The sequence below is a fragment of the Microbacterium sp. p3-SID336 genome (assembly GCF_025143365.1).
Lineage (GTDB): Bacteria > Actinomycetota > Actinomycetes > Actinomycetales > Microbacteriaceae > Microbacterium.
Window position 1 is genome coordinate 1 of record NZ_JALXPE010000058.1, and the last position, 24,643, is coordinate 24,643.

A 24,643-nucleotide genomic window follows, 5' to 3' on the forward strand; every position below is an offset into this window, starting at 1 on the left:
GCCGCGCGGGGAGACTCACTCCGTGGTCTCGCCGTTCTCGCCGACCTGCGGCTGACCGATCACGCCGATGCCGACCGCCTCGTGATCGGGTTCGGGCTCGGACCGCTGCGGCGCCTTCGGCTCCTCGTCGGGGCTCTTCTCGGTGCTGGGCTCCTCCAGCTCCTCGGTGCTGGGGACCTCGGCCGGATCGGCGTCCTCGGGGGAGTCCGCCTCCGCGGGCGTGGTCGCCGTGCCTTCCGTGGTGTCCGACGCCGGGGTGGGAGTGGGCGTCTGGGCCTCAGGGGAGAGCTCGTCCGTCGCTTCGGGTTCGGGGGTGCTGTTCGTCATGGTCGTCCCTTCCTGCGATGTCGTCCGACCACCCTGCCCTGCGGCCGTCGTCCGGCGAAGGGGCTTGACGACGCAGGGAAGGCGGCTTCCGGTACCGAGTTAACCCCGGTGAACCGGAATGCCGATCTCGGCGTAGCCTGGAGGGGTGACTGCGTACGTCTCGGCCTTCGACCTGTTCTCCATCGGAGTGGGGCCGTCGAGCTCTCATACGGTCGGGCCGATGCGGGCGGCTCTCGACTTCGCGCGCCGACTCACCGCCACCGGCGACCTCGAGCGGGTCGCTCGCGTGGGCGGCACGCTCTACGGCTCGCTGGGAGCGACCGGCATCGGCCACGGGACGCCGGACGCCGTGGTGGCAGGATTGCGCGGGCTCAGCCCGGAGACGTGCAACCCCGCACAGGTGCGCTCGGCCTGGACCGACCTCGGCGAGGGCGCCGTGATCCTTCTCGACGGCACCCACGCGGTCCCGTTCGCAAAGGACGACATCGTGTTCGCGCCGCGCACCCGGCTGCCAGGGCACCCGAACGCGATGACTCTCACGGCGTGGGCCGCGGACGGCTCGGTGGTGGCGGAGGAGACGTACTACTCCATCGGCGGCGGCTTCATCCGGCGCGACGGCGAGGAGGCGCGTCTGGCCACCGGCGCGTTCCCCTATCCGTACGCGGATGCGGCGTCGCTACTCGCCCTGTGTGACGAGGAGGGTCTGTCGATCGCCGAGGTCGCGCGGCGGAACGAGACCGCACTGCGCAGCGAGGAGGAGGTCGCGGCAGGGCTGGATGCCATCTGGGACGCCATGTCCGGGTGCGTCGACGCCGGGCTCCACGCGGACGGCGTGCTGCCGGGGATCCTCAAGGTCAAGCGACGTGCGGGCACGATCCGCGCCCAGCTCGAAGCCGTCGAGGCCGAAGGGCACCGCGAACTGCCCGGCGAATGGCTCGGGGCTTTCGCGCTCGCAGTGAACGAGGAGAACGCGGCGGGCGGACGGGTCGTGACCGCACCGACGAACGGTGCCGCCGGGATCCTCCCCGCGGTCGCCATGTACTGGTGGCGCTTCCTGGCCGACTCCGGACTCGGCGCGGGCAACGCGGTGACGCCCTACGGCGAGCTCGTCGGCAGCGCGCTGCTCGGCTTCGACGGCACACCGCCGCAGCTTCCGGCCGGCGATGCGAGCGAAGAGGCTGCGATCGCGGACGCCAACCGCCGCCGCGGGATCCGTCGCTTCCTGCTGACGGCCACCGCGCTCGGCTCGCTGTTCAAGGCCAACGCCTCCATCTCGGGCGCCGAGGGCGGCTGCCAGGCGGAAGTCGGCTCCGCGTGCGCGATGGCGGCGGGCGGGCTCACGGCCGTGATGGGCGGCACCAACCGGCAGATCGAGAACGCCGCCGAGATCGCGATGGAACACCACCTCGGGCTCACCTGCGACCCCATCGGCGGTCTCGTGCAGATCCCGTGCATCGAACGCAACGCGATCGCCGCGTCCACCGCGGTCACCGCCGCGCGTCTCGCGCTGCGCGGCGACGGCAGCCACTACGTCTCGCTGGACGCGGTGGTCGAGACCATGCGGCAGACCGGCGCGGACATGTCGACCAAGTACAAGGAGACGAGCGAGGGCGGTCTCGCCGTCAACGTGATCGAGTGCTAGTCGTGTCTGACATTGAGTGAGCCATAGAACCCCACCTCGCAGGAACTTTGTCAGAGGGATTCGTCGGAAATACGTTGGGCCCGATCAAGGTCGTCCGACCGAAGGAGCTTCGATGCCTGAAGCACCTCGACACCGACAAGATGCCCGTCTGCATCGAAATCGAGGATGATCTCTCCTACCCCATGCGGGTTGCGGATCTCGGATACTTGCGCGACGGCTTCTCCCGCTTGTACTTCGCGGCCGACCGTGAGGTAGGCGGCATCTACTTCGGGGTCATACCTTACGTGCATCAACGACCTCCGCTCGTTCCCCCGCCACCAGCCCGGATGACGGTGATGATGTTCCCCGTCTTATCATTGACGACCACGCGGATGCGATTGGCCTCGAATACGGACGAGGGCTCGTCCGCCGGGTCACATGGTGTCGGGCGAGGCGATGCCGAGCAGGTCGAGTCCGGTGACCAGCACCCGCAGGGTCAGGGCGCACAGCGCGAGCCGTGATGCCCGCACCTCCGGTTCCGCGGTGAGCACGGCGCACTGCTCGTAGAACACCGAGAACGTCTGCGCGAGCTCGAAGAGGTACGTGCACAGCCGATGCGGCTCGAGGTCGCGCCCCACCGCGGATACGACCTCGCCGAAGTCGAGCAGCAGGAGCGCGAGCGCCCTCTCGGCCGGTTCGCCGACCGTGATCGCGGAGCCGACCGCCTCCGGCTCGACTCCGGCCTTGCGCAGGAGCGACCGCAGCCGTGCCGCGGCGTACTGCAGGTAGCGGCTGGTGTTGCCGTTGAGCGCGACCATCCGCTCGAGGTCGAAGACGTACTCGGTGTCGTGCCCCACGGAGAGGTCCGCGTACTTCACGGCTCCGATCCCGACCAGCGGGGCGAGCGCGCTCCTGGTCGGCTCGTCGAGCTCCGGGCGGTCCTCGTCGATCGCCGCCCGTGCGGTGGCCACCGCTTCATCGAGCAGCGCAGCGAGCCGGAGGGGCGCGCCGGAGCGGGTCTTGAGGATCTTGCGGTCGGGGCCGAGCACGTTCCCGATCTGCACGTGGACGGGCGTGATCTCCGGGGGGAGCCACCCCGCCTCGCGGGCCGTCTCCCACACCATGCTCAGGTGGAGCGCCTGCGGGGCCCCGATGACATAGATCAGTCGATCGGCATGGAGAGTGCCGATCCGGTGTCTGACCGCGGCGAGGTCCGTGGTCCCGTACCCGTAGCCGCCGTCCGACTTGCGGACGATGAGCGGAACCGGCTCGCTCTCCCTCCCGGTGTACCCCGGGAGGAAGACGCAGAGCGCTCCCTGGCTCACCGTCGCGATCCCCTGTGCCTCCAGCTCCTCGCAGATGCGGGGCAGGTCGTCGTTGTAGGTGGACTCGCCGGCGAGGTCCGCGTCGGTGAGGCTGACGCCGAGTCGCGAGTAGATCGCTGCGAAGTACTGCCGTGATAGTTCCACCAGTTCCGCCCAGAGACGCAGGGTCTCCTCATCGCCGGCTTGGAGAGCGACCACCCGTGCCCTGGCGCGCGTCGCGAACGCAGGGTCCGTGTCGAACGCGGCGCGGGCCGACTGGTAGAAGGCGTTCGGGTCGGTCGCAAGCCGACGTGCCTCCGCGGAGTCCTCGCCGACGTCGAGGAGGTGCTCGATGAGCATCCCGAACGGCGTCCCCCAGTCGCCGATGTGGTTCTGCCGGATGACCGTGTGGCCGAGATGCTCCAGCACCCGGGCGAGTGCATCGCCCACCACCGTCGTCCGGAGGTGGCCGACATGCATCTCCTTCGCGACGTTGGGCGCCGAGTAGTCGATGACGACGCGCTGCGGCGTCTCCCGGGGAACCCCGAGGCGACCGTCGCCCGCGACCGCGCTCACCTGGCGAGCGATCCACCGGTCGCTCAGAGTGAGGTTGATGTACCCGGGTCCGCTGAGCTCGGCCTTCGCGCAGATCTCCTCGACGCGCAGGTGATCGATGAGGCGCTGCGCTGCATCCCGAGGCGCCAGCCCGACGCGGCGTGCCAGGGAGAGCGCCGCATTGCTCTGCAGGTCGGCGAACTGGCTCGGACGCAGTGCCGGATCGGCTCCCCGCGCATCGTCGCCGAACGCGTCGATGATGGCGTCGGTGACCTTCGAGGCGAGGACGGTGGAGGGGGACGGCATGAACGAAGCCTAGAGGTCGCGGGCAGCGGGAGCGCGGTCGCTCAGGTGCCGACCGCTGCCTCGGGACGGTGCTGCGTGCGGAGGGCGTCCATGACGTGCGTCCACGACGCGGGCCGGTCGTAGGCGAGGGCGGCCACCACATCCGTCTTCTCCGGGTCGGCGGGGCAGTGGTTCGCGCCCCACTGGGCCACGGTCGCGATGACGGGCACGAGATCGATGCCCTTGTCCGTCAGCGTGTACCGCGCCTTCTGCCGGTGGGTCGGATCGTCTTCCCGCGTCAGGATGCCCGCCGTCGTGAGACGGTCGAGACGGTCGGCGAGGATGCTGCTGGTGATGCGCTCCTCCGAGCCGCGGAGCAGCTCCCGGAAATGCCGGCGGTCGGCGAAGATCAGGTCGCGCAGGATCAACAGCGTCCAGCGGTCGCCGAGCACCTCGACGGCGAGGTTGATCGGGCACAGGGAGCGGTCCGTCGTGGCCATGGTCATGCCTGCCCTTCGCCGTAGTGCGCGACCTCGCGGGCGATCAGCTCCACGACGTCGTCCGGCCGGGACAGCATGGGCCAGTGGCCGCTCACCAGGTGCTCGACCCGCCAGCCGCTCGGCATCTCCGGCGCCGCCTCGTGCGAGATGTCCTCAGCGGAGAGGGTGACGAAGGTCGTCGGCTGCTCGGCCGTGCCCACGCTCAGCCGCGCCGGGTCGGTGACGGTGCGACCCGGGTGCGGCGTGAAGCTCTCGGCCAGAGAGCTCCGGTCCTCGTCGGTGAGGTCCCACTCGTGTGCGAGCGCGGGAAGCCCGGGCGGCAGCCAGAGATACCCCGCGTCGACGATGTCCTGCCGCTCCTGCTCACGCGCCGAGGGCGAGTCGCCCCACCCGTCGAGCAGCGACTGTCCGTCCGTGGGCAGGAAGCCCCCGAAGTGGATGAGTCCGACCACCTGGCTCCCCACGCGGTCGGCGACCTGGGCGGTGACCATCGACGAGTAGGAGTGTCCGACGAGCACGACGGGCTCAGGGCGGCTTGTGACGAGGGCGGCGACCTGGTCGACGTGATCGTCGAGGCGGACGGCGGCGATGGCGGATCGCGGCTGGCCGGGTTCGAGGCCGCGGAGGGTGACGGCCTCCGCCCTCAGTCCGCGGCGCCGCAGTTCGGTCGCGGTCGGCTCCCACACCGAGGCTGCGCTCCAGGCGCCCGGGACGAGGATCACGGTGGGCTGCTCGTTCATGGACATCACCTTTCTCGAAGACTGATCGCTTTTTGCGATCGGTCTCACCGTAAGCGGTCTGCTCGCGAAACGCAATCAGTTTCTCGCATACCGTCGCCGCCGGTCGCGCGACCGCGATCATGCGCGCCGGACGGAGTGCGGTCAGAACGACCCGACCCAGGCGGCCACCAGCAGTGCGACGCCGAGCCCGAGATCGAGCACGAAGCACGCCTCCGCGAGCGAGCGAGGGACGACCCTGTTCCGGACGAAGAAGACCACGTCCCAGGCGGCGTGGCCGATCGCGGCGAGCGCGGCCAGGTACACCGCGACGAGGGGAGCCACCATCATGGCGGTGACCGCGAGCGCGCTGAAACCCAGGAACGCCAGGACCTGCGCGGCGAACTCACGACGGTCGATGTCGCGTCCGCGGAGGAACCCGAAGACCGCGAAACCCGCGCCGGCGACCAGCAGGGTGACCGTGGGATCGAGGCCGGTGAGGCGTGCGAGGACGACGGCGAGACCCGCGACGCCGACCATGATCCATCCGCTGGAACGGCGGCCGATGGCGCTCGCCGCGAGGTAGCACAGCGAGGCGATGATGATGATCATCGCGGTCACGTGAGGGTCCGCTCCGTTGGCGAGGTTGAGGAGGAGGGCGAGCAGGCCGACCACCGACGGCCAGCGGCCCAGCAGGTGGTGCAGGACCCCCCGATTCCGGTCCGCGTCGTGGTGGCTGTGCTCCTGGAGATGTGCTCGTGTGTTCATGGTCGCCAGTCTCGGCCGGGGGCGTGCCCGTCCACCCCGTGAATCCGTCACGAGGCTGCCGTGCTCGCGGGAGCGGCCCGAGCTGCGCCTCAGACCCAGCCGTTCTCGCGGGCATGGCGGTACGCGCTGGACCGGCTCTCCGCGTCGAGCTTCCGATTGATCGTCGCGAGGTAGTTGCGCACCGTGCGGGTCGAGAGGAAGAGCTCTCGGGCGACGTCGGCGAGAGGCCGGCTCTCCTGCGCCGCGGCGAGGACCTCGGTCTCGCGGGCTGTGAGCGGCGACGGCCGCGTGGTCAGGGCATCCGCGGCCAGGATCGGATCGACGTAGCGCTGTCCCTCGTGGACCCGCCGGATGACGTCGGCGAGAGCCGTGCCAGGGGCGCCCTTCGCGAGGAACCCGCGGGCGCCCGAAGCGAGGGCGGTGCGCAGGGCCTGCGGGTGACCGTGGCCGGTGAGGATCACCCCGGCGCAGCGCGGCAGGACGCGCTGGAGCTCCGCGATGACGCCGAGCCCGTCGAGCCGGGGCATCTGCAGATCCACGACCGCCACATCGGGGAGGTGGAGTGCGGCCCGCTCGACCGCTTCTCGCCCGTCGCGCGCGGTGGCGACGACGCGCAGGTCGGTCTCCCGTTCCAGGAGGCTCGCCAGCGCGTCACGGATCAGCTCGTCGTCCTCGGCGAGCAGCACGCGGATGGGTTCGCTCATGACATTCCTCCGCCCGTGCGGGGCACCGCCAGAGACAGGGAGAAACGATCCTCTCCCCGCGGGCCGGCGGTGAGGCCGGCCCCCGCCGACGCACAGCGCGCCGCCAGCGACGCGAGGCCCGTTCCGCTCGTCTCGCTGCCGGGCGATGGTGCTGCCGCTCCGTCGTTGTCCACGCTCAGGGTGACCAGCGCGGAGGTGGCGGAGATCCGGATCGCCGCGTTTCGCGCGTCGCTGTGCCGCAGCAGGTTCGTGACCGCCTCTCGCACACCGGAGGCGAGGAGGGCCGCCATCGGCGGTGTCAGGAGGCTGAGGGTCTCGGGGTCTGCGTCGATCGTGGCGTCGATTCCCGCGGAGCCGAGGACGAGCCGCGCGGACTCGAGCTGGGTCGGCAGATCGGTGGTCGCCTCGCCGCGAATCGCGCGACGCGCCTCGCGCAGAGTCCTGTTGGCGAGCTCGCGGATGCTCTCGCTCTCGGACGCCGCTCGGGCGGGGTCGCGCGGGGCGAGGTCGGCGGCGAGCTCCGCCTTGAGCGCGATGACGGTGAGGCGCTGGCCGAGCACATCGTGCAGCTCGCGATCGATCCGCAGCCGTTCCTGGGCGACGGCGAGGCCGGCGCGAGCCTCCCGTCCTTCCTGGGCAGCCCGCCACAGCCCATGGATCCAGATCAGGACCTGGCACATGCCCCAGGTGACGACCGCGCAGCCGAGGGCTGTCAGAAGGCTCGGCAGCGGTGAATCGAAGAAGACCTGACCGCCGATCGCAGCCGCACCGCCGAGCACGACGGCCGCCGCCACGCCGCCCTGCCAGGCCACGAGAGCGCTGGCGGCGATGGCGAAGCCCGCCAGCCACGCCCACGGCCGTCCGCCCGGCTCCGCCCACAGGTGGGCGGGGGCCCAGAGTGCGGCGCTCGCCGCGATCAGCAGCGTCACCTTCCACAGGCGCAGGGCAAGTCGAGGTGTCGGGTCGATCGCTTCGAGCAGGACCGACAGCAGCGCGAACCCGTACAGAACGACGCCGCCGGCGTACGCGACCGTGAGAGCGGTCGTCGGGGGCGCCGTGAACGACATCGCGATGATCGGGCCCCAGACGAAACTCGCCATCAGGAAGCCGAGGACGACCCAGCGCGGATTACGCCACCGCGGCGACGACGGCACCTCCAGGCTCGGCATCGGCGCACGGCCGTCGTGCGGTCGCCGGTCGAGCTCCCGCTCCTCGTCCGTCGTGCTCATCCTGTGCTTCCCTCCTCGCTGGCGTGCAGAACGCGTCGACCACTCGGGTCACACCGTCGGCCGGTGGCATGGCTTCGAGAGAAGCGACGTCTTCCGGCGGACGCCCACAGCGCGCAAGAGCTGACGGCAGTCGACCGCTGTCCGTTCTCCCGCGTGCGACGCGCGCGAACCCCCGCACGTCGCCGACCCGCGGGAAGCGCCGGACCTTCCGCGTGTTCGTCACCTCTGCGGGCGCTGCCCACGCGAGCCAGCATCCTCCGCCGCATCGCTGCGGTCAACCTCGGATGACGGATTCCGTCCGACGTGGAGCTGAGGGCGGAACTGCCGACGCTGTTCCGCCCCCGCTCGGGGCTCCTCCGACGCCTCCGCGGGTGAGTGCGGTCCCACGGAGCCGTCGAGGGGAGTCGTAGGCTGGCGGGCATGACCGAGCAGCGAGCGCCGCGACGCCGTGGTCGTCCACGCGGGCGGTCGGATGCCCGTGAGCGCCTCATCGGGGCGGCGGTGGACGAGTTCGCCGAGCACGGGTACGACGGCGCGACGATCCGCTCGATCGCCGCGCGCGCCGATGTCGACGCCGCGCTCGTCCACCACTACTTCGGCACGAAGGCCGATCTCTTCGCAGAAGCCGTCGGAATTCCCCTGCGCCCGGACGTGGACGTGCCCGGCATCGTGGCAGGCCCACGCGACGAGGTCGGCAGCCGGCTCGTGCGCTACGTGTTGGAGGCGTTCGAGCTGCCCGAGGTGAGGCGACGCGGCGTGATGCTCATCCGGACGGCGCTCGGCAGCAGGGCGACGTCGCCGCTGCTCGCCGGATTCCTGTCGCGCGAGCTGATCGGCCGGATCGCGAAGACGCTCGGGGTGGCCGATGCGGAGCTGCGGGCGACCCTCGTCGCCTCGCAGATCGCGGGGCTGCTGGTGACCCGTCATGTGCTCAAGCTCGCCCCCATCGCATCGGCGTCCGTGGACGAGTTGGTCGATCGCATCGGCCCGACCGTGCAGCGCTACCTCTTCGACTGAACGAGGCTGTCATTGACCGGGGCGCCGGGCGAGCGCATAATTCATCGCATGATGAATAACACGGCGGTGCGGATCGCGCAGCTCCGGGTACGACGGGGGCGCACGCGCGTGTTCGACGGCGTCGATCTGACGATCCCGCGCGGGCAGATCACCGGGCTGCTCGGGCCGTCGGGGTGCGGCAAGACGACGCTCCTGCGGGCGATCGTCGGTGTGCAGCGCATCGAGTCCGGAGAGGTGACCGTGCTGGGGGAACCGGGCGGTTCTCGCGAGCTGCGGCACCGCGTGGCCTACGGGACGCAGGGCGCCGCTGTGTACGGAGACCTGACCGTGCGGCAGAACCTGGCGTATGCGGCCGCCCTGTTGCGGGCGCCCCGGGCCGATGTGGACCGGGTGCTCGATGAGGTGGGTCTGCGGCCGCAGGCAGGGCAGCTCGTGGAGTCGCTCAGCGGGGGGCAGTCCACGCGGGTGTCTCTCGGGATGGCACTGATCGGTGCGCCCGAGGTGATCGTGTTGGACGAGCCCACCGTGGGCCTCGACCCCGTGCTGCGCGCAGAGCTGTGGACGCTGTTCCGCGCGCTCGCGGACCGCGGCGTGACGATGATCGTGTCGAGCCATGTGATGGACGAGGCGCAGCGCTGCGATCGGCTGCTGCTCCTGCGGGAGGGGCGGATCATCGCCGACACGACGCCGCGCGCCCTGCTGGAGGACACGGGGACGACCGAACCCGAGGCCGCGTTCCTGGCGCTCATCGAGCGCGACCGCGCCGAGGACGGGGCGGGGGCGCCGCGTTCGCGGCGCGAGGCGCGAGAGCGAGGAGAGGCGCGTGAGCGGGGAGAGGGGGCGACGGAATGAACGGCCGACGCATGTTCGCGACCGCGGGGCGGGTGCTGGCGCAGCTGCGGCACGATCCGCGCTCGATCGCGCTGATGCTGGTGGCGCCGAGCCTGCTCGTCGGGCTCTTCGCCTGGCTGTTCGTCGACCAGGACGGCGTGTTCGACCAGTTCGGCGGTGCGATCCTCGCGCTGTTCCCGTTCATCGTGATGTTCCTGATCACGTCGATCACGACGCTGCGTGAGCGGCGCTCCGGCACGCTCGAGCGCCTGATGACGACCCCGCTGGGTAAGGCCGACTTCATCCTCGGCTATGCGCTCGCGTTCGGGCTCATGGCACTGCTGCAGGCGCTCGTCACGGTGTCGTTCGCGGTGGGGGTGTGCGGTCTGGACGTGGAGGGGCCGCTGTGGCAGCTGGGGCTCGTCGCCGTCGTGGATGCTCTGCTGGGCACGGCGCTCGGGCTGCTGGCCAGCGCATTCGCCCAGACGGAGTTCCAGGCAGTGCAGTTCATGCCGCTGCTGGTGTTCCCGCAGATCATCCTCGGCGGACTGTTCATGCCGCGCGACCAGATGCCCGATGTGCTCTCGGCGATCTCGGACTGGCTGCCGCTCAGTTACGCCATCGATGCCGTCAATGCGGTGACCGCGGGCGACGAGGGCTGGGACGTGGGTCGCCCGCTCCTGGTCGTGCTCGGATTCACGGTCGCCGCTCTGGTCCTGGCATCACTGACGCTCCGCCGCCGCACCCGCTGACACCGCGGCGCATCGCTGTTGTCGCCAGCTCTCGCGCCGCTGCCACTGTTCTCGCTGCCGGCCGCGGTCGCACGCCAGTGCTGCCACTCTTATCGACCGGCCGCGGTCGGACGCCAGTGCTGCCACTGCTCGCGCTGCCGCTGCACGCGCTGCCGGGCACCTCAGGAAACACCGCGCACGCAAGACGGGGGCCGGTACTACTCCGCGGCGGCCGGCGGTGCGGGCGGCGGCGGGGTGGTGGGCGCGGGTGTGCGCGGCGGTGCCGGCGGCGCGGAGGTCTCGGCCATGCCGGCCCCGAATCCGCGGCCGACGGCCTGACCCTGGATGATGCCGGCGAGGTCGAGTCCGGTGGCGGAGTGCACGCTGTCGAACACGGACCGCATGGCCTTCGCGCTGTCGGCGCCGACCACGTTCGAGGCGCCGTCTTCGCCGGACCCGCCGACGATGGAGACGCTGCCGATGGCCGCATAGCCCTTCGCGAACTCGGCCATGATCGACGGCAGCACCTCGAGCACCCGCTGCGACAGGAATGCGTCCTGGTTGGAGGCGATGGCCTTCGCCTCGGCCTCGACGGCGGCGGCGCGGGCTTCACCCTCGGCCCGGATCGCCTCGGCTTCGGCGTTGGCGCGGAGGCGACGTGCCTCGGCCTCGGCCTCCGCCTGCGCACGGAGGGCGTCGGCCTCACCCGTCGCCTTGGAGATCGCGGCCGCGGCCTCACCCTCGGCGCGAGCCTTGTCGGCCTGCGCCTGCTGCTCGGCGATGCGGGTGCGGGCCTCGGCCTGCTTGACCTGCTCGATCGCTGCCGCCTCGGCGGCACGCTCGCGCGTGTACAACTCGGCCTGTGCACGGGTCTCGGCTTCGTAGCGCTGGGCGTCGGCGACGCGCTTGACGTCGGCGTCGAGCTGCGCCTGCTTGTTCTCGGCCTGCTGCTGCAGCACGGCCTGCTCGGCCTGGGCGCGGGCGAGCTGCTCGGCCTGCTCGGCCTCGGCGCGGGCGCGGCCGATGCCGGCGTTGGCGTTCGCGGTGTTGGTGTCGAGCGCGGTCTGCTCGACGAGGTTCGCTTCCTGGTTGGCGATGTTCTTCTGGTTGATCGCGCGGTCGGCGTTGGTCTGCGAGATCTCCGCCGCCTGCCGCTTCGCCTGGATCTCCGGCGCGCCGAGGGACTGGATGTAGCCGACCTTGTCGGTGATGCCCTTGATCTGGAACGAGTCCAGGATGAGACCCTGCTCGGCGAGTTCCTGCGAGACGTCGGCGGCGATCTGGTCGGAGAACTTCTTGCGCTCCCGCATCAGCTCCACGACGGACAGCGTGGCGACGATGCCGCGCAGCGCGCCCTCCAGCTGCTCGGTGGTGAACTGCTCGATGGCCTTGTCCTGGGAGGCGAAGCGCTCCGCGGCCCGTCGCACGAGCAGCGGGTCGGAACCGATCTTCACGATGGCGACGCCGTCGACGTTGAGCGTCACGTTGTCGAGCGACTGCGCCTCGGCGTTGAGCGACACCTGTCGCGAACGGAGCGAGATGATCTCGTGCCGCTGCGTGATCGGGTTGACGAGCGACTTGCCGTTCACGATGACCGTGACAGGCGACTCGGACAGCTCGGAGCGGCTGGAGCCGTCGGCGGCGATCACCGCGCGCTGCACCTTCTGCTTGCGACCCGAGATGACGAGCGCCTCGTCGGCCCTCGCCACCTTGATCCAGCTGCGCGCGAACAGCAGCAGGATCAGCAGCAGGATGACGGCGGCGACGACGGCGATGCCGATGATGATGAGGATGCCGACGATTCCGGCGATCTCCATGGATGACCTCCCTGGTTTCCCCCGCGGGGGCGGTCTGAAGTGCCCGCAGGAAAGGCGGGCGTGCGAGACCCACCCTGCCAGAAAAGCGAGGCGGTCAATCCGCCGGGGGTGCTTTCACCCGCGGACTGTGCAGAGACCGAACAGCCGCCGTCCCGTGGAGGAGCGGACGGGAAGGGTCAGCGCGTGCGCAGCTTCTCCGCCAGATCGCGCAGCTCGCGGAGCTCGTCGTCGTCGAGCCGCGACATCCGCGCGGCGATCGACCGGCCGTGCACTGTCGCGAGGGAGCGGAAGGCGCGGGCTCCCGCTTCTGTCGCGCGGATGAGGGCCCCGCGACCGTCATCCGGATCGGGGCACTTGGCCACCAGGCCCCGCGTCACCATGCGGTCCACCAGGCGCGAGACGCTGGGCTGACTGATCAGCATGTTCGCGGTGATGTCCCGCAGTCGAGCGGTCATGCCGGGGGAGCGGGTGACGGTGAGCAGCACGTCGTACTCGGCCTGGGCCAGGTCGCTGTGCTCGAAGTCCGCCATCATCTCGGTGAACAGCTCGTGCTGCGCGCGGAACAGGCTCTCCCAGGCCTCCAGCGCGAGCTTGCGATCGGTCATCCTCACAGCGTAGCGGGCAGAGTAAAGGGCCGGTCGGAGAGGCTCCCGACCGGCCCTTGTCCCTTGCACCAAGAGTGTCCTGCAATCACATGCGGTGGATGCCACAGCAAACATTCACCGTGCGATCACTGTATAACGGCGAGGTAACGAATGCAACGGTTTGGTCACGGAATCTTCGGAACGGACAAGCCTGTCCTGTCAGGCCCAGGTCTGTTCGCGCGAGTCGACAAGGTGGATCGTGTCCGCCGGCGACGAGATCCAGAAGCCGTCGAATCCGGCGCCGAGGTCTTCGATCTCGTCTCGTCTCGCAAGTCCGGCGGATGCCATGACGCTCGCTGCCTCGTCGACGCCCGAAGTGACGACCTCCAGCCAGATCTCGGCCTGTGAGAGCCCTGGGCAGTTGTCGACCCAGAGATTGCACGGACCGAAGACGAACCCGGTCGCCCCGCCTGTCGGTCCCGCCAATGCGGGCAGATGCAGCACATCTCGGTAGAACGCCAGTGTCGCTTCGTAGCGGTGCGGCGGAACCTTGAGTGCGATGTTTCGGCCGCCGGAGAACGCGGGGGTGGTTTCGGTCATGCTGGGCACCTCTCTGAGTCGACTTGATGCAACCCGTTGGTTGCACTCAAACGGTAGCGCCGATCCCGCGTACCTGCAACTCGCCAGTTGCAGGTTTGTGCGCGAGGCGATCCGGTCGCCGGCCACCCGGCCGACATCAGGGCGCCGGATGCCGGGAAAGATCCTCCGATCGGGGGAGCTGGACCGGGAGCTGGAAGCGCGCGAAGAGGTCGGGATCCAGGAAAGACGTGATGGCCGTGATGCGCTGGTCCTCGACCGTGAGAACGGTGAGCGACCACGCCTCGTGCGGGGCCTCGCTCTGCGTGCCGAGGTAGAAGGCGATCGCGGGCTGCCCGTTGGCGGTGAGGACCTCCGTGCGCCAACTCGGGCACAGGGTCATCGGCACGGCGTGGGCGAAGCTCGCCACGGCCTCCGCTCCCGCGTACCACTCGTGGAGCGGGGGCATCTGCCAGGTCACCTGCGGGGCGAGGAGTCCGATGAAGGCCTGCAGGTCCGACGTCGCGAGCGCGTCCGCGAAGCGGTGGGCGAGGGCCAGCGTCGACGGGGAGGGACGCGAATCCGCGACTCCTGTCGCGGTCAGGTCGACGCCAGCGAGGGTGCGGCGGGCGCGGGCGAGGGCCGAGTGCATCGAGGTGGGCGTCGTCGACATCACGGCGGCCGCATCCGCGGCGGAGAACCCGAGGACGTCGGTGAGGAGGATCGCGGCGCGCTCGTTGCCGCTGAGGTGCTGCATCGCGGCGATGAAGGCCAGTTCGACGTGCTCGGCGCGCTGGGCGGAGTCCGCCGGATCGGGGTAGGGCGTGAGCCACGGGACGTCGTCCGTGGGGATCGCATCGACGGCGGGCTCAGCGGAGGAAGGGCCGAGGTCGATGGGCAGGGCGCGCCTGCTGCGCGCTTTCGCCGCATCCAGACAGGTGCGCGTGACCACGGTGTACAGCCACGTGCGCAGCGAGCTGCGACCCTCGAACCGGTCGTACGCTCTCCACGCGCGCAGCAGGCCCTCCTGCAGGGCGTCGTCCGCATCATGCACCGACCCGAGCATCCGATAGCAGTGCGCGTGCAGCTCGCGGCGCAGCGGCGCCACCGCCCGGTCGAACCGTTCGCGGTCGCCGCTCCCCGCCGCGCCGGCCGAGTCGACGACCGACGAGTTCACGTGTTTCGGGGCCATGCGACGATTCTGCCCGGCCGACGCAGTCTCACCTATCGACAGCACTCACACGACCAGGAGATCCGAATGCCTTTCGACCCCGTGCCCCTCGACCACACCTTCACCGCCCCGATCGGCGTCACCGTCAAGGGAGAGGTGTGGGCGTGCGTCGAGATGCCCGACTCCGCCAGCTTCTTCGGCACCGGTCGCTCGGTCCGGGTCGACCTCACCGTCGACGACCTCCCCCTGCCGGACGTGGGGCTGATGGTCACGGGCACGGGCGGTCACATGGTGTCGTTGAACGCCGCAGTCCGCCGCAAGCTCGGCAAGGACATCGGGGACATGGTGACCGTCCACCTCACGCGGCGGGTGAAGTAGATGGATCGGCTCGGCCTCTGGCCCCTGATCCACGCCGAGCGGCAGCGCCTGTACGACCAGACGCTCGTTCTCACCCCTGAGCAGTGGCGGACGCCCGCGCTGGTCGGCTCGTGGACGCTCGAACAGACCATGGCGCATCTCACGGCCGGTGCGGAGCAGAGCATCGCCGCGTGGCTGCGCAGCGTGTGGTCCGCCCGTTTCGACTTCGAGCTCCACAAGGAGCGAGGGGTGCGGACGAGGCTGGGAGCGAACCCCGCCGAGACCCTTGACAGGTACCGGCGGGCCATCGGCAACACCCGTCGAGCGGCGGGCCCGCTGATGGCGGGTCTGGGCGAAGTCCTCATCCACGGCGAGGAGATCCGCCGGCCGGTCGGGATCCCGGCACAGGTCCCGGCGGGCACAGCCGTGGCGACCCTGCGATGGTTCGCGCGCCACGACTTCACCGAGTACTCACGCTCCCGAGCGCAGGGACTCCGCCTGGCGCCGGACGACGCGACCGTGACGATCGGCGAGGGCGCGGAGGTCCGGGGGCCGGCACTTGCGCTCCTGCTCGCGCTCTCCGGACGGCCCGTCCATCCCGGCGAGCTGCGCGGGCCCGGCACCGGCCTGCTCCTGGAACGCGGCGCGGCCGGATGGCGGCCGAGTCGGGGAAGGCGCGCGCGACGGTAGCCTCCGCCGGGGGAACCGTCGGGGCCTGACCGCGGCACGAGCCGTCCTCTCGCGTCGCCCGGCGGGGCTCACGATGACTCGAGGTAGCGGATCCGCACGCCGTGGATCGTTCCCTCGAACGCGAAGGGCATCTTGTCGCGGTACCGCAGGGACACGGCGCCGCCGAGGGCACGACCGATGTCGAGGCAGTCGTTCGCGGTGAAGAGGAGCGGTGCGCTGACCGGTACGACGCCTTCCGCCGCCGCTGTTCCGTCGACGGAGACCGTGACCTTCAGCGGCCCGGCCGGGCGCGGATCGACAGTGGTCGTGCGGACCTCGCACGTCGTGTCACCGCCGGGCAGTCTCTCCGCGCTGCGGATGACGGTGCGCTGGATCAGGAAGAGGTTGTATTCGTAGGTCAGGTACCCGTCCTCCAGGTAGCACGTCAATCCGCCGCCGGCGCCGCCGAGCTTGTAGAGCACGCCGTTGGCGCGGTCGGGCAGCGTCAGCTCCATGCGGACGATGTTCGGTCTGTTGCCGAGAGCAGGCGCGGAGAACTCGGGGATGCGCGTCGTCGTCCCGGAGAACTGCCATTCGGTGTACGGCGTGCTGAGACGGTATTCGGGATGCAGGGCCGCGACCCACAGTCCCCCGCCCACGGGCAGGACGTCGTTTCGCGCCGCCTCGACGGTGAAGAGATCCTTCAGCTGCGCCAGCTTGTCGGGGTGCTCGGCGGCGAGGTCTCGAGCCTGGCTCCAGTCCTCGTCGAGGTTGTAGAGCTCCCAGCGATCCTCGTCGGGTGTCCACGTGCTGATGCCGGGCGGGAGTCCGGGAACCCAGGGAAGGCGGGGTCCGATGGCGGACGCCATCCAGCCGTCCGCATAGATGGACCTGCTGCCCATCACCTCGAAGTACTGGGTGCGGTGCCTTCCTGGCGCGGAGGGATCCGCGAGGGAGTAGGCGAAGCTCACGCCGTCGATGGAGTCCTGATGGAACCCGTTGACGATCTCCGGATGCGAGATGCCGAGGATCTCGTAGATGGTGGGGACGACATCGATCACGTGATGGAACTGCGTGCGCGGCTCGGGGTCGGGAGACAGTCGCGCGGGCCAGCGCACGAGCAGGGGGTTCCGCGTGCCACCGAGGTGGGAGGCCAGCAGCTTCATTCCCTTATAGGGCGTCGACCCGGCCCAGGCCCAGCCGGCGTGGTACTGGTTGTCCGTCAGCGACGAACCGAGCACGGCGAGCCCGCCCAGCTCGTCGAGGGCGGCGATGTGCTGCGAGATGGTACTCGGGATGCCGTTCTGCGCGAGCAGTTCGCTGATGGTTCCGTTCTGCCCCTCGCCGGACGATCCGTTGTCGCCCCACAGGTACATCACGATGGTGTTGTCGTCGTAGCCGAGCCGTTCGATCTCGTCGAGCAGTCGCCCGACCTGGAAGTCGACGTGCTCGGCGTATCCCGCCGCCACCTCCATCAGGCGACGCTGGAACGGCTTCTCCTCGTCGGGGATGTCGTCCCAGGCGGGCATGTCAGGGTGCCGTTCGGTCAGCTCGGTGCCTTCGGGGATCCACCCGGCCTCGATCGCTTTCGCATGGACGCGCTCGCGGTAGGCGTCCCACCCGTCGTCGAAGGCCCCGGCGTAGCGGTCCGCCCACTCCTTCGGCACGTGATGCGGGCCGTGGATCGCACCACTCGCCCAGTACATGAGGAACGGCTGGTCCGGCGCGAGCGACCGGTGCGTGTCCAGCCAGGAGATGGCGTCGTCGGCCAGATCCTCGCTGAGGTGATAGCCCTCTTCGGCCGATCTCGGGGGCAGCACGGTGGTCGTGTTGCGCACGAGGTTCGGTTCGTACTGCGACGCCTCGCCGGCGAGGAAGCCGTAGAAGTAGTCGAAGCCGTACCCGGTCGGCCACCGGTCGAACGGTCCCGCCGCCGTCGTCTCCTCGGCTGGGGTGTTGTGCCACTTGCCCCAGGCGCCCGTCGCGTACCCGTACTGCTTGAGAACCTCGGCGATCGTCGCGCTGCTCTTCGGAATGTGTCCGGAGTAGCCGTCCCAGTCGTTGGCGAGCTCCGCGATCTGCCCGCTGCCGACGCGGTGCTGGTTCCGGCCGGTGAGAAGCGACGCTCGTGTCGGCGAGCACATCGCCGTGGTGTGGAAGCGGTTGTAGCCGACGCCGCCGGCACGCACGCGGTCGAGAGTCGGAGTCCTGACCTCTCCGCCGAACGTCGACGGAAGACCGGGACCGGCGTCATCGATGAGCACGATCAAGATGTTCGGTGCATCAGTGGGCAGCCGTCTCTCGACCGGCAGCGGTGCGTACGTCGACTCCTGCATGGTGCGTCCGGGGACGCTGCCGGACCTCCGGGGCGGGAACGGCAATGTGCGCGCGGGTGGCAGTGCGGCGCTGATGATCCCGTCGGATCCGGACTGTCGACTCATCTGATCGCTCCCGAGTGATCCGCGCCCTTGCGGAGATGTCGATGTTCGGTCGCGGGTGGCCTCTTTGTAGCACCGCTCAGCTCGTTGACGGCGGGGGCGTCACCCTCCTCGGGTGACACCCCTGCCGTCACGCTGCGGGCCGTCGTCGGCCGGAACGCCGTCTCTGGGTTACTCGGACATGCCCGGTCGTCGGGGAGCGATCACCGCGGCGATCAGGGCCGCGACCGCTGCCGCGATGCCCGCAACGATCAGCGCGGAGACGAAGCCGTCGAGGGTGCCGCCCGCGAGGCTCGCTGCCGCCACGGTGGACATCACCGCGGCACCGACGGAGGCACCGAACTCGTGGAACGTGCTGAGGATGCCCGAGGCGATGCCGGCGTCCTGGGGAGCGACGTTCCCGAGCGCCGACGCCGATGCCGCCACGAACAGCATGCCGGTGCCCGCTGCCGCCACGGCGATGCCGATCGTGGCGGCGACGGGGGTCAGCCAGACACCGGCGACCGTGAGGCCGACCGCCGCGACGACCAGCCCGCCGGCAGCGAGCGCGGGAAGGCCGATGCGTCCGGCCAGGTTCCCCGCGACACCGGCGCCGACCATCGTCGCCACCGCCACCGGGAGGAAGAGGAGGCCGGTGATCAGCGGTCCGTAGCCCAGGTGCTGCTGGAAGTAGAACGACCCGAGGAAGAACACCGCGATCATCAGGGCGGTCGCGATGAAGATCAGGAAGATCCCGGCGACGACCGGACGCTGGGTCAGGATCCGGAGGTCCATCAGCGGGGTCCGGGCGGTGCGCTGTCGGACGACGAACGCGGCGTAGAGCGCGACCGCGACCGCGAGGGCGACGATCGTGCTCCCGGACCAGTCTGCCGTCTCACCGGCGCCGATGATCGCCCAGATCGTCGTTCCGGTCGCTGCGGTCACCAGGATCGCGCCGAGAACATCGATGCTCCGGCCTCCTGTGCTGCGGATGCCGCGCGGGAGCAGCGCGAGCAGCGCGGCGAACAGCGCGATGCCGATCGGCACGTTCAGGAAGAACGCCCAGCGCCATCCGGCGGTCGCTGTCACGACGCCTCCCAGAAGCACTCCCAGTGCGGCGCCGCCACCCCCGAGCGCCGACCAGACGCCGAGCGCGCGCGCCCGCTCCTTCCCATCGAAGAGCGTGACCACCCACGACAGGGCGCTGGGGGAGAGCAGTGCCGCGCCGAGACCCTGGCCCACGCGCCCCACGATCGCGACGACTCCATCCGGGGAGAGGCCGATCGTCAGAGACGACACGGTGAAGACCGCGAGACCGGTCAGCACGATCGTGCGGGCGCCCACGGTGTCGGCCAGGCGACCGCCCAGCAGCATCAGCCCGCCGAAGGTGAGTGTGTACGCGCTGATGATCCACGTCAGGGCCTGGCGGTCGAGGCCGAGCTCGGCGCCGAGGTGCGGCAGGGCGATGGCCACGACGGTGATGTCGAGGATCAGCATGAGCTGGGCGACGGCCAGCAGCCACAGGATGATCCACCGGCGCGGATGGGTGGTCTGGGGGAGGTCGATCTCCGGCGTGCTCATGTGATCTCCATTTACTCGTACAGGTGTGTTCGGGTTAGAACCGCTAGACTAACCTGAACATTCCTGTACGGGATAGGAGTTCTCGTGGCTGACAGCCCTCCGCGGCGCGCCGACGCACGACGGAACATCGACCGCATCATCGACGCGGCCGTCGCGTGCCTGAGCCGGGATCCCCATGCCTCGGTGCAGCAGATCGCCGCGGAAGCCGGCGTGGGCCGGGTCACCGCCTACGCGCACTTCGAGTCGCGAGGGAGTCTCGTCGAAGCCGCGCTGCGGCGAGCGATCGAGCGGGGGGAGGAAGTTCTGTCGCAGCTGGACCTCGAGGGAGATCCGCACGCGGCGCTCCGCCGACTGGTCGAGGCCGGGTGGGAGCTGTCGGCCCGCAGCGTCAACATCTGGGTGGCCGCTCACGACACCCTGAGCGCGGCGCAGATCCGAACCCTGCACGACCCACCCGCCGACCGGGCGAAGAAGCTGCTGCGGCGAGGGCAGCGCGAGGGCGCTTTCCGCAGCGACCTTCCGGCGGACTGGATGGTGGACAGCCTGCACTCCCTCATGAAGCTCGCTCTGGACGAGGTCGTCTCGGGGCGCATTGCTCACGCCGACGCGGCCGCGCTCATCGCGCTCTCCGCCGAAGGGCTGTGGGGCGGGCGCGCGGACGCCGACTGAGACACGCGACGCCGGCGAGAGGAAAGGGCGTCCCGGAGCGGCCCGGCTCAGCCGGTGTCGTGACGGGAGTCGATCAGCGGCCCTTGTTCGCCGACGACCGACGGCGGTACGCGGCGGCCTTCGCGCGGTCGCCGCACCCGGCCATGCCGCACCACCGGCGTGTGCCGCCGCGGGAGGCATCGATGAAGGGCCGGGTGCAGTCGTCACCGGCGCAGAACCGCAGGCGCGGATCGGTCAGCGCCACCTGCGCGGCGCGCGCCACCAGCGCCATCGCCGCCGTGGCCGAGCCGTGGGTGGCGAGGTTCCCGTCCGCGAGCACGGGAACCGGCGTCGGTTCGGCGGCCGCGGCGTTGATCGCGGCGAGGGCGGCAGCGTCGACCGGATGTCCTGCGACGCGCTCTCTCAGCGCCGGGTAGATCGTCTCCCGCAGCGCGATCGCGCGCCCGAACTCCTCGGCGGAGACCTGTGGAGGTCGCGAGACCGCGCCGCTGCGGGCCAGCCAGTCGGCCAGGTCGGCGGCTGTCGGCAGCCACTCCTTCGCGACCGTGTCCCTGGCGGCGACCGTCGCGACGAAATCGAGGGCGAGGTTCCCCGCCACGAACGCGAACTCCACATCACCACCTTGACGGGTGACGCGCGGGAAGGCAAGACTCGGACGCAGCCGTCACCAGCTGAGCCGGTGACGAAGTGGACGGGCGGGAGAGACATGGACCGGCAGAAGCGAGCGATCGGCGCATACGCGGTGACCGCCACGCTCGTGCGCAGTGCCGACGCGGGTGCCGTCGTCGGCTTCGTGCTGCTCGCGGCGTCGTCCCCCGATGGCTCTGCCGTCGCCGGGCTCCTGGCGGCGGCGCTCACGGCCCCGCACCTCGCAGGGCCCTTCGTCGCGCCCCTCCTCGATCGATCGACACGGCCGCGCGTGGTGCTCGCGGGCTCCTTCCTGCTGTATGCGGCCATGGTGGCGGTCGCGTCGCTGGCGTTCTCCCATGGAGGAACCGCCCTGAGCGTCATCGCCCTCGTGATCGCGGGAAGCTGCGGGCCTCTCATCACGGGAGGACTGAGCAGCCGACTCGCGGGGCTGGTCGGCGAAGGCCAGATGCGACAACGTCGTGCGCAGGGCATGGACGCGCTCACCTACGGCGTGGCCGCGGCCTTCGGTCCCCTCCTGATCGCGGTGACCGGAGCTGCCGTGAGCCCGCTGGCCGGAGTGCTGGCGGTGTGCGGGGCGGCCGTCGTCGCGACGATCCTGCTCGTCACGCTCCCGCCCATGACCTCGACCTCGACGGACGGTGCAGCTGCGGCAGAGCCGGTGTCGATCTGGCGGAGCGCGGCGCTGCTGTTCACGAACGGCCCGCTCCGACGAGTGACGGTGTGCACCTCGGTGACGGCGGTCGCGGTCGGCGCCGTGCCGATCCTCGCGGTCGCCTCGTCGGCGGTGCACGGCTTCGGCGGGCCGAGTGCGGCCGCTCTGCTGGCATCCGCGTTCGGCGTCGGAACCCTCGTGGGCTCGGCGACCGTGATCGCCCGCCCTCTCCGCGGCTCACCGGAGCGGATGGTCGCCGGAGCTGCCGCCGGCATCGGCCTCGGACTGATCCTGTGCACGATCGCTCCGACACTCCCCCTGGCCGCCGCGGCGTACGCGGCCACCGGCGCCGTCAGCGCGGTGCAGTTCGCGTCGAGTCTCGCCGCGAGGGTCGAGTACTCCCCACCCGAGGCCCGCGCGCAGGTCTTCATGACCATGGCCGGGCTCAAGGTGGCGTGCTCGTCGGCGGGTGTCGCTCTGGCGGGGCTCCTCGTCGCGCCCGCCCCGTGGGCGCTGCTTCTCGGCGCCGTGCTGGTCGTGGGCGGGGCCGCGGGCGCGACGGCGCTCGATCGATTCGTCGCGGCGCCGTCGTCCTGACCTCAGCGGGCTGCCGTCTCCTCCGCGGGGGGCATCGCCCCGGCCTCCGCCGCCCTGAGGTTCTCCGTCAGCTGGCGCAGGGGTGCCACGAGGTCGTGCTGCGGCCAGAGAGCGTCGACGCAGTCATCGACCACCGTGCGCCCGCGTGCGAGCGCGCCCCTCCCGGATGCGGTCGCCGCGAGGATCGTCACGCGGCGGTCCGTCGGATGGGGGTGCCGCGTCACCATACCGCCGCGCTCCACCGCGTCCACGAGCTTGGTCGCACCGCCGGGAGTGATCGCGAGCTCCACGGCGACGTCGTTGAGGCGCACGTCGTCACGCCCTGTGATGACGGACAGCGCCTCCAGCCACGCCAGGCGGGGGAGACCCGCCTGGCGCAGCTCCTGCTCGACGCGACGCCACAGTCGTGTTTCCGCCTCGACCAGCAGGCGGAGGCGAGACATTCCAGAACTCATACGTCGAGCAGTACCACGAACTTCCCCGGCTCGCGGGGTGCATCGAGCAGTTCGTGCATGGCGCGGACCTCGTCGAAGGCGAAGGAGCGGGTGGTCAGGCTCGGGATGTCCCCCTGCTCGATGGCTGCGATGACTTCCGGCAGCGGGCTCTCGTCCAGCGGCAGCGCGGGGGTCCCGAGCAGTTGACTCGGGAAGAAGCCGACGGCGGTGGCCGGCGCCAGGTCGGTCATCAGGTTCACCCCGTCGAGCACGGGAGGACCGGCGAGCAGCCCCACGACGACCACCTTCCCGAAGGGCGCGACGACGTGACTGGTCGCGACGATCCCGTCGCCGCCGACCACGTCCAGCGCGCCGTCGATCCCGTGCGGGGCGAGGGTGCGCACGCGGTCCGTCCACCCGGCGTCCTCGACCACCACGTCGGCGGCGCCGAACGCCCGCACGGTGTCGGCGTGCTTCTCGCTGCGGACGACCGCGATCACCCGCGCGCCGAGGATCGTCGAGGCGTAGGCGGTGGCGGCGAGGCCGAGGGCCGCGCTGGCCCCTCGCACGAGCAGTGTGTCGTCCGCCGTGATCCCGAGGTCGCGATCGACAGCACCCCAGGCGGTGAGATAGAGCTCGGGGATGCTGGCGAGGTCGCGCAGGCCCAGGGTGGTCTCCGGAAGCGCGACGACGTTCGTGGCCAGCACCGTGACCTGCTCGGCATAGGTGCCACGACGCTCGAACTGCAGTCCGCCCATGACGGTGGCGACCCTGGTGCCGACGGCGAGGCGGCCGGACGGGTCGTCTCGCACCGTGCCGATCGCCTCGATGCCCGGGGTCACCGATCCCTCGATCGGGCCCATCACCCCCAGGCGGCGGTAGCGGTCGGCGGCGTTGACACCGATGGCCTCCACGTCGATCGTGACCTCGCCGGGCCCGGCGACCGCCGCATCGACCTCCTCCAGCTCCAGGACCTCGGGCCCGCCCGTACGTCGGATGATCCAGCTCTTCATGGCATGCTCCTCTCGTGCGACCCTCTGGTCGCGCTGTTCACGCCCATGGAAACCATTAACGCGGAAACAATATTCCGAATCGTCGAATCCGGTTTCGTATGTGCCCGGAGAGGGTGCCGCACCCGTTTTTTCCCGGCGAATGGGATATATTGCTGGAACGTAGAACTTCACTCTCCACAACTCCCCATGGAGGAACGCGTGACACTCTCAGGTGGCCCGCTCGAGCGGCGATCGATGAGCGACGAGGCCTTCGTGCGGCTGCAGGATGCGATCATCAGCGGCGAGCTGCTCCCCGGGGAGCGTCTGCGCGACTACGAACTGGCAGAGCGCCTCGGCACATCGAAGACGCCGATCCGCCACGCCCTCGACCGTCTTGCCGACAACGGCCTGGTCGAGATGCAGCGCAACCGGTACACGCGCGTCGCGCCGATCGACCTGGACCGGGTGCGCAACGCGGTCGACCTCTTCGGCGACATCTGGATCGGATCCGTGCGCCACGTGATGCCGGTGATCCAGGACGACGACGTCTCGTACCTGATCGAGCTCACCGACGAGATGGCGGCGTCGGCGAAGTCCCGCGACGTCATCGCGTTCGGCGCCGCCCTCCGTGGGGCCGCCACCGGGTTCGCGCGCATCGAGGGCAATGCCGCCCGCGCCACGATCATCGAGCGCCTCGGACCGCAGATCCGTCGCTTCAGTCAGCACTCCAAGGACGCCTTCGACTGGGCGGCGGTCGGCGAGTTCGTCACCGCGATCCGCGCGGCGCTGAAGAAGCGCGACGCCGTCGAGACGCGCGCCGTGCTCGTGACGCTCTTCGACGAGGTCTTCCCGGGGATCATCGACCGGGCCGAGGCGGCGGGGCTCGTG

General features: G+C 70.5%; 27 protein-coding genes. 10 read left to right on the forward strand and 17 right to left on the reverse strand.

What is annotated here, in order from left to right; all coding sequences use genetic code 11:
• Window positions 1-15: 15 nt before the first annotated feature.
• A complete protein-coding gene (locus M3C17_RS15250; RefSeq protein ID WP_259978764.1) occupies window positions 16-327 on the reverse strand; it encodes a hypothetical protein in 312 nt (103 codons plus the stop codon).
• Between the two features lie 145 nt (window positions 328-472).
• Between M3C17_RS15250 and M3C17_RS15255 the strand changes: the two genes are divergently transcribed.
• Window positions 473-1,969 (forward strand): L-serine ammonia-lyase, iron-sulfur-dependent, subunit alpha, encoded by a 1,497-nt coding sequence (locus M3C17_RS15255; RefSeq protein ID WP_259978765.1) that lies wholly within the window; start codon window positions 473-475, stop codon window positions 1,967-1,969.
• Between the two features lie 50 nt (window positions 1,970-2,019).
• Here M3C17_RS15255 and M3C17_RS15260 read toward each other — a convergent pair whose 3' ends face one another.
• From M3C17_RS15260 to M3C17_RS15290, 7 genes are all read right to left on the reverse strand, one after another.
• Complete coding sequence (locus tag M3C17_RS15260) at window positions 2,020-2,259, reverse strand: DUF2283 domain-containing protein (protein ID WP_259978766.1); 240 nt, start codon at window positions 2,257-2,259, stop codon at window positions 2,020-2,022.
• 123 nt (window positions 2,260-2,382) lie between these two features.
• Window positions 2,383-4,113: an arginine--tRNA ligase gene (gene argS, locus M3C17_RS15265; RefSeq protein WP_259978767.1), complete on the reverse strand. Its 1,731-nt coding sequence runs from the start codon at window positions 4,111-4,113 to the stop codon at window positions 2,383-2,385.
• A 41-nt stretch (window positions 4,114-4,154) separates the two neighbouring features.
• Window positions 4,155-4,598 carry a helix-turn-helix domain-containing protein gene (locus M3C17_RS15270; RefSeq protein ID WP_259978768.1) on the reverse strand — a complete coding sequence of 148 codons (444 nt, stop codon included), beginning with the start codon at window positions 4,596-4,598 and terminating at the stop codon, window positions 4,155-4,157.
• Window positions 4,595-5,332 carry an alpha/beta fold hydrolase gene (locus M3C17_RS15275; RefSeq protein ID WP_259978769.1) on the reverse strand — a complete coding sequence of 246 codons (738 nt, stop codon included), beginning with the start codon at window positions 5,330-5,332 and terminating at the stop codon, window positions 4,595-4,597. The genes M3C17_RS15270 and M3C17_RS15275 overlap by 4 nt, the downstream gene beginning before the upstream one ends.
• A 141-nt stretch (window positions 5,333-5,473) precedes the next feature.
• Window positions 5,474-6,076, reverse strand: coding sequence for a hypothetical protein (locus M3C17_RS15280; protein WP_259978770.1), 603 nt, complete (start codon window positions 6,074-6,076; stop codon window positions 5,474-5,476).
• An 89-nt stretch (window positions 6,077-6,165) separates the two neighbouring features.
• Window positions 6,166-6,780 carry a response regulator transcription factor gene (locus tag M3C17_RS15285; protein WP_259978771.1) on the reverse strand — a complete coding sequence of 205 codons (615 nt, stop codon included), beginning with the start codon at window positions 6,778-6,780 and terminating at the stop codon, window positions 6,166-6,168.
• The gene (locus tag M3C17_RS15290; protein WP_259978772.1) at window positions 6,777-8,009 is read right to left on the reverse strand and encodes a sensor histidine kinase; all 1,233 of its coding nucleotides are present in this window, start codon (window positions 8,007-8,009) and stop codon (window positions 6,777-6,779) included. The genes M3C17_RS15285 and M3C17_RS15290 overlap by 4 nt, the downstream gene beginning before the upstream one ends.
• 420 nt (window positions 8,010-8,429) lie before the next feature.
• Between M3C17_RS15290 and M3C17_RS15295 the strand changes: the two genes are divergently transcribed.
• The 3 genes from M3C17_RS15295 to M3C17_RS15305 are packed head-to-tail and all read left to right on the forward strand — an operon-like array spanning window position 8,430 to window position 10,609.
• Entirely contained in the window at window positions 8,430-9,026 is a 597-nt protein-coding gene (locus M3C17_RS15295; protein WP_259978773.1) for a TetR family transcriptional regulator, read from the forward strand.
• Between the two features lie 48 nt (window positions 9,027-9,074).
• Window positions 9,075-9,878: an ABC transporter ATP-binding protein gene (locus M3C17_RS15300; protein ID WP_259978774.1), complete on the forward strand. Its 804-nt coding sequence runs from the start codon at window positions 9,075-9,077 to the stop codon at window positions 9,876-9,878.
• Window positions 9,875-10,609, forward strand: a complete 735-nt coding sequence (locus M3C17_RS15305; protein ID WP_259978775.1) for an ABC transporter permease — start codon at window positions 9,875-9,877, stop codon at window positions 10,607-10,609. The genes M3C17_RS15300 and M3C17_RS15305 overlap by 4 nt, the downstream gene beginning before the upstream one ends.
• A gap of 197 nt (window positions 10,610-10,806) precedes the next feature.
• Here M3C17_RS15305 and M3C17_RS15310 read toward each other — a convergent pair whose 3' ends face one another.
• From M3C17_RS15310 to M3C17_RS15325, 4 genes are all read right to left on the reverse strand, one after another.
• Window positions 10,807-12,405, reverse strand: a complete 1,599-nt coding sequence (locus M3C17_RS15310; protein WP_259978776.1) for an SPFH domain-containing protein — start codon at window positions 12,403-12,405, stop codon at window positions 10,807-10,809.
• A gap of 176 nt (window positions 12,406-12,581) precedes the next feature.
• Window positions 12,582-13,010, reverse strand: coding sequence for a MarR family winged helix-turn-helix transcriptional regulator (locus tag M3C17_RS15315; RefSeq protein ID WP_259978777.1), 429 nt, complete (start codon window positions 13,008-13,010; stop codon window positions 12,582-12,584).
• Window positions 13,011-13,208: 198 nt separating this feature from the next.
• Window positions 13,209-13,598, reverse strand: coding sequence for a hypothetical protein (locus tag M3C17_RS15320; protein WP_259978778.1), 390 nt, complete (start codon window positions 13,596-13,598; stop codon window positions 13,209-13,211).
• A gap of 127 nt (window positions 13,599-13,725) precedes the next feature.
• Window positions 13,726-14,757, reverse strand: coding sequence for an RNA polymerase subunit sigma-70 (locus M3C17_RS15325; RefSeq protein ID WP_259978779.1), 1,032 nt, complete (start codon window positions 14,755-14,757; stop codon window positions 13,726-13,728).
• A gap of 66 nt (window positions 14,758-14,823) precedes the next feature.
• Between M3C17_RS15325 and M3C17_RS15330 the strand changes: the two genes are divergently transcribed.
• Together M3C17_RS15330 and M3C17_RS15335 are read left to right on the forward strand one after the other, a co-directional pair.
• Window positions 14,824-15,114: a DUF1905 domain-containing protein gene (locus tag M3C17_RS15330; RefSeq protein WP_259978780.1), complete on the forward strand. Its 291-nt coding sequence runs from the start codon at window positions 14,824-14,826 to the stop codon at window positions 15,112-15,114.
• The gene (locus M3C17_RS15335; RefSeq protein WP_259978781.1) at window positions 15,115-15,783 is read left to right on the forward strand and encodes a maleylpyruvate isomerase family mycothiol-dependent enzyme; all 669 of its coding nucleotides are present in this window, start codon (window positions 15,115-15,117) and stop codon (window positions 15,781-15,783) included.
• A gap of 68 nt (window positions 15,784-15,851) precedes the next feature.
• Here M3C17_RS15335 and M3C17_RS15340 read toward each other — a convergent pair whose 3' ends face one another.
• Window positions 15,852-18,026, reverse strand: coding sequence for an arylsulfatase (locus tag M3C17_RS15340; RefSeq protein WP_259978782.1), 2,175 nt, complete (start codon window positions 18,024-18,026; stop codon window positions 15,852-15,854).
• Between M3C17_RS15340 and M3C17_RS15345 the strand changes: the two genes are divergently transcribed.
• On the forward strand, window positions 18,019-18,207 hold the full coding sequence (locus tag M3C17_RS15345) for a hypothetical protein (RefSeq protein ID WP_259978783.1): 189 nt from the start codon (window positions 18,019-18,021) through the stop codon (window positions 18,205-18,207). The two genes, M3C17_RS15340 and M3C17_RS15345, sit on opposite strands and share 8 nt — an antisense overlap.
• A 164-nt stretch (window positions 18,208-18,371) precedes the next feature.
• On the opposite strand, the gene M3C17_RS15350 is transcribed toward M3C17_RS15345, so the two are convergent.
• The gene (locus tag M3C17_RS15350; protein WP_259978784.1) at window positions 18,372-19,760 is read right to left on the reverse strand and encodes an MFS transporter; all 1,389 of its coding nucleotides are present in this window, start codon (window positions 19,758-19,760) and stop codon (window positions 18,372-18,374) included.
• 84 nt (window positions 19,761-19,844) lie between these two features.
• Between M3C17_RS15350 and M3C17_RS15355 the strand changes: the two genes are divergently transcribed.
• Entirely contained in the window at window positions 19,845-20,429 is a 585-nt protein-coding gene (locus tag M3C17_RS15355; protein WP_259978785.1) for a TetR/AcrR family transcriptional regulator, read from the forward strand.
• 73 nt (window positions 20,430-20,502) lie between these two features.
• On the opposite strand, the gene M3C17_RS15360 is transcribed toward M3C17_RS15355, so the two are convergent.
• Window positions 20,503-21,042: a CGNR zinc finger domain-containing protein gene (locus M3C17_RS15360; RefSeq protein ID WP_259978786.1), complete on the reverse strand. Its 540-nt coding sequence runs from the start codon at window positions 21,040-21,042 to the stop codon at window positions 20,503-20,505.
• A 93-nt stretch (window positions 21,043-21,135) separates the two neighbouring features.
• Here M3C17_RS15360 and M3C17_RS15365 point away from each other — a divergent pair, with 93 nt between their 5' ends.
• A complete protein-coding gene (locus M3C17_RS15365; RefSeq protein WP_259978787.1) occupies window positions 21,136-22,329 on the forward strand; it encodes an MFS transporter in 1,194 nt (397 codons plus the stop codon).
• Window positions 22,330-22,331: 2 nt separating this feature from the next.
• On the opposite strand, the gene M3C17_RS15370 is transcribed toward M3C17_RS15365, so the two are convergent.
• Both M3C17_RS15370 and M3C17_RS15375 read right to left on the reverse strand, forming a co-directional pair.
• Window positions 22,332-22,772 (reverse strand): MarR family winged helix-turn-helix transcriptional regulator, encoded by a 441-nt coding sequence (locus M3C17_RS15370; protein WP_259978788.1) that lies wholly within the window; start codon window positions 22,770-22,772, stop codon window positions 22,332-22,334.
• 8 nt (window positions 22,773-22,780) lie between these two features.
• A complete protein-coding gene (locus M3C17_RS15375; RefSeq protein WP_259978789.1) occupies window positions 22,781-23,776 on the reverse strand; it encodes a zinc-binding dehydrogenase in 996 nt (331 codons plus the stop codon).
• A gap of 234 nt (window positions 23,777-24,010) precedes the next feature.
• Between M3C17_RS15375 and M3C17_RS15380 the strand changes: the two genes are divergently transcribed.
• On the forward strand, window positions 24,011-24,643 hold a 633-nt coding region (locus M3C17_RS15380; RefSeq protein ID WP_259978790.1), incomplete at its 3' end, for a GntR family transcriptional regulator.

Coding starts and splice junctions, on each gene's coding strand:
- M3C17_RS15250 (WP_259978764.1), bottom strand. CDS start 327: ATGACGAACAGCACCCCCGAACCCGAAGCGACGGACGAGCTCTCCCCT.
- M3C17_RS15260 (WP_259978766.1), bottom strand. CDS start 2,259: ATGCACGTAAGGTATGACCCCGAAGTAGATGCCGCCTACCTCACGGTC.
- argS (WP_259978767.1), bottom strand. CDS start 4,113: ATGCCGTCCCCCTCCACCGTCCTCGCCTCGAAGGTCACCGACGCCATC.
- M3C17_RS15270 (WP_259978768.1), bottom strand. CDS start 4,598: ATGACCATGGCCACGACGGACCGCTCCCTGTGCCCGATCAACCTCGCC.
- M3C17_RS15275 (WP_259978769.1), bottom strand. CDS start 5,332: ATGAACGAGCAGCCCACCGTGATCCTCGTCCCGGGCGCCTGGAGCGCA.
- M3C17_RS15280 (WP_259978770.1), bottom strand. CDS start 6,076: ATGAACACACGAGCACATCTCCAGGAGCACAGCCACCACGACGCGGAC.
- M3C17_RS15285 (WP_259978771.1), bottom strand. CDS start 6,780: ATGAGCGAACCCATCCGCGTGCTGCTCGCCGAGGACGACGAGCTGATC.
- M3C17_RS15290 (WP_259978772.1), bottom strand. CDS start 8,009: ATGAGCACGACGGACGAGGAGCGGGAGCTCGACCGGCGACCGCACGAC.
- M3C17_RS15295 (WP_259978773.1), top strand. CDS start 8,430: ATGACCGAGCAGCGAGCGCCGCGACGCCGTGGTCGTCCACGCGGGCGG.
- M3C17_RS15300 (WP_259978774.1), top strand. CDS start 9,075: ATGATGAATAACACGGCGGTGCGGATCGCGCAGCTCCGGGTACGACGG.
- M3C17_RS15305 (WP_259978775.1), top strand. CDS start 9,875: ATGAACGGCCGACGCATGTTCGCGACCGCGGGGCGGGTGCTGGCGCAG.
- M3C17_RS15310 (WP_259978776.1), bottom strand. CDS start 12,405: ATGGAGATCGCCGGAATCGTCGGCATCCTCATCATCATCGGCATCGCC.
- M3C17_RS15315 (WP_259978777.1), bottom strand. CDS start 13,010: ATGACCGATCGCAAGCTCGCGCTGGAGGCCTGGGAGAGCCTGTTCCGC.
- M3C17_RS15325 (WP_259978779.1), bottom strand. CDS start 14,757: ATGGCCCCGAAACACGTGAACTCGTCGGTCGTCGACTCGGCCGGCGCG.
- M3C17_RS15330 (WP_259978780.1), top strand. CDS start 14,824: ATGCCTTTCGACCCCGTGCCCCTCGACCACACCTTCACCGCCCCGATC.
- M3C17_RS15335 (WP_259978781.1), top strand. CDS start 15,115: ATGGATCGGCTCGGCCTCTGGCCCCTGATCCACGCCGAGCGGCAGCGC.
- M3C17_RS15345 (WP_259978783.1), top strand. CDS start 18,019: ATGAGCACGATCAAGATGTTCGGTGCATCAGTGGGCAGCCGTCTCTCG.
- M3C17_RS15350 (WP_259978784.1), bottom strand. CDS start 19,760: ATGAGCACGCCGGAGATCGACCTCCCCCAGACCACCCATCCGCGCCGG.
- M3C17_RS15365 (WP_259978787.1), top strand. CDS start 21,136: ATGGACCGGCAGAAGCGAGCGATCGGCGCATACGCGGTGACCGCCACG.
- M3C17_RS15370 (WP_259978788.1), bottom strand. CDS start 22,772: ATGTCTCGCCTCCGCCTGCTGGTCGAGGCGGAAACACGACTGTGGCGT.
- M3C17_RS15375 (WP_259978789.1), bottom strand. CDS start 23,776: ATGAAGAGCTGGATCATCCGACGTACGGGCGGGCCCGAGGTCCTGGAG.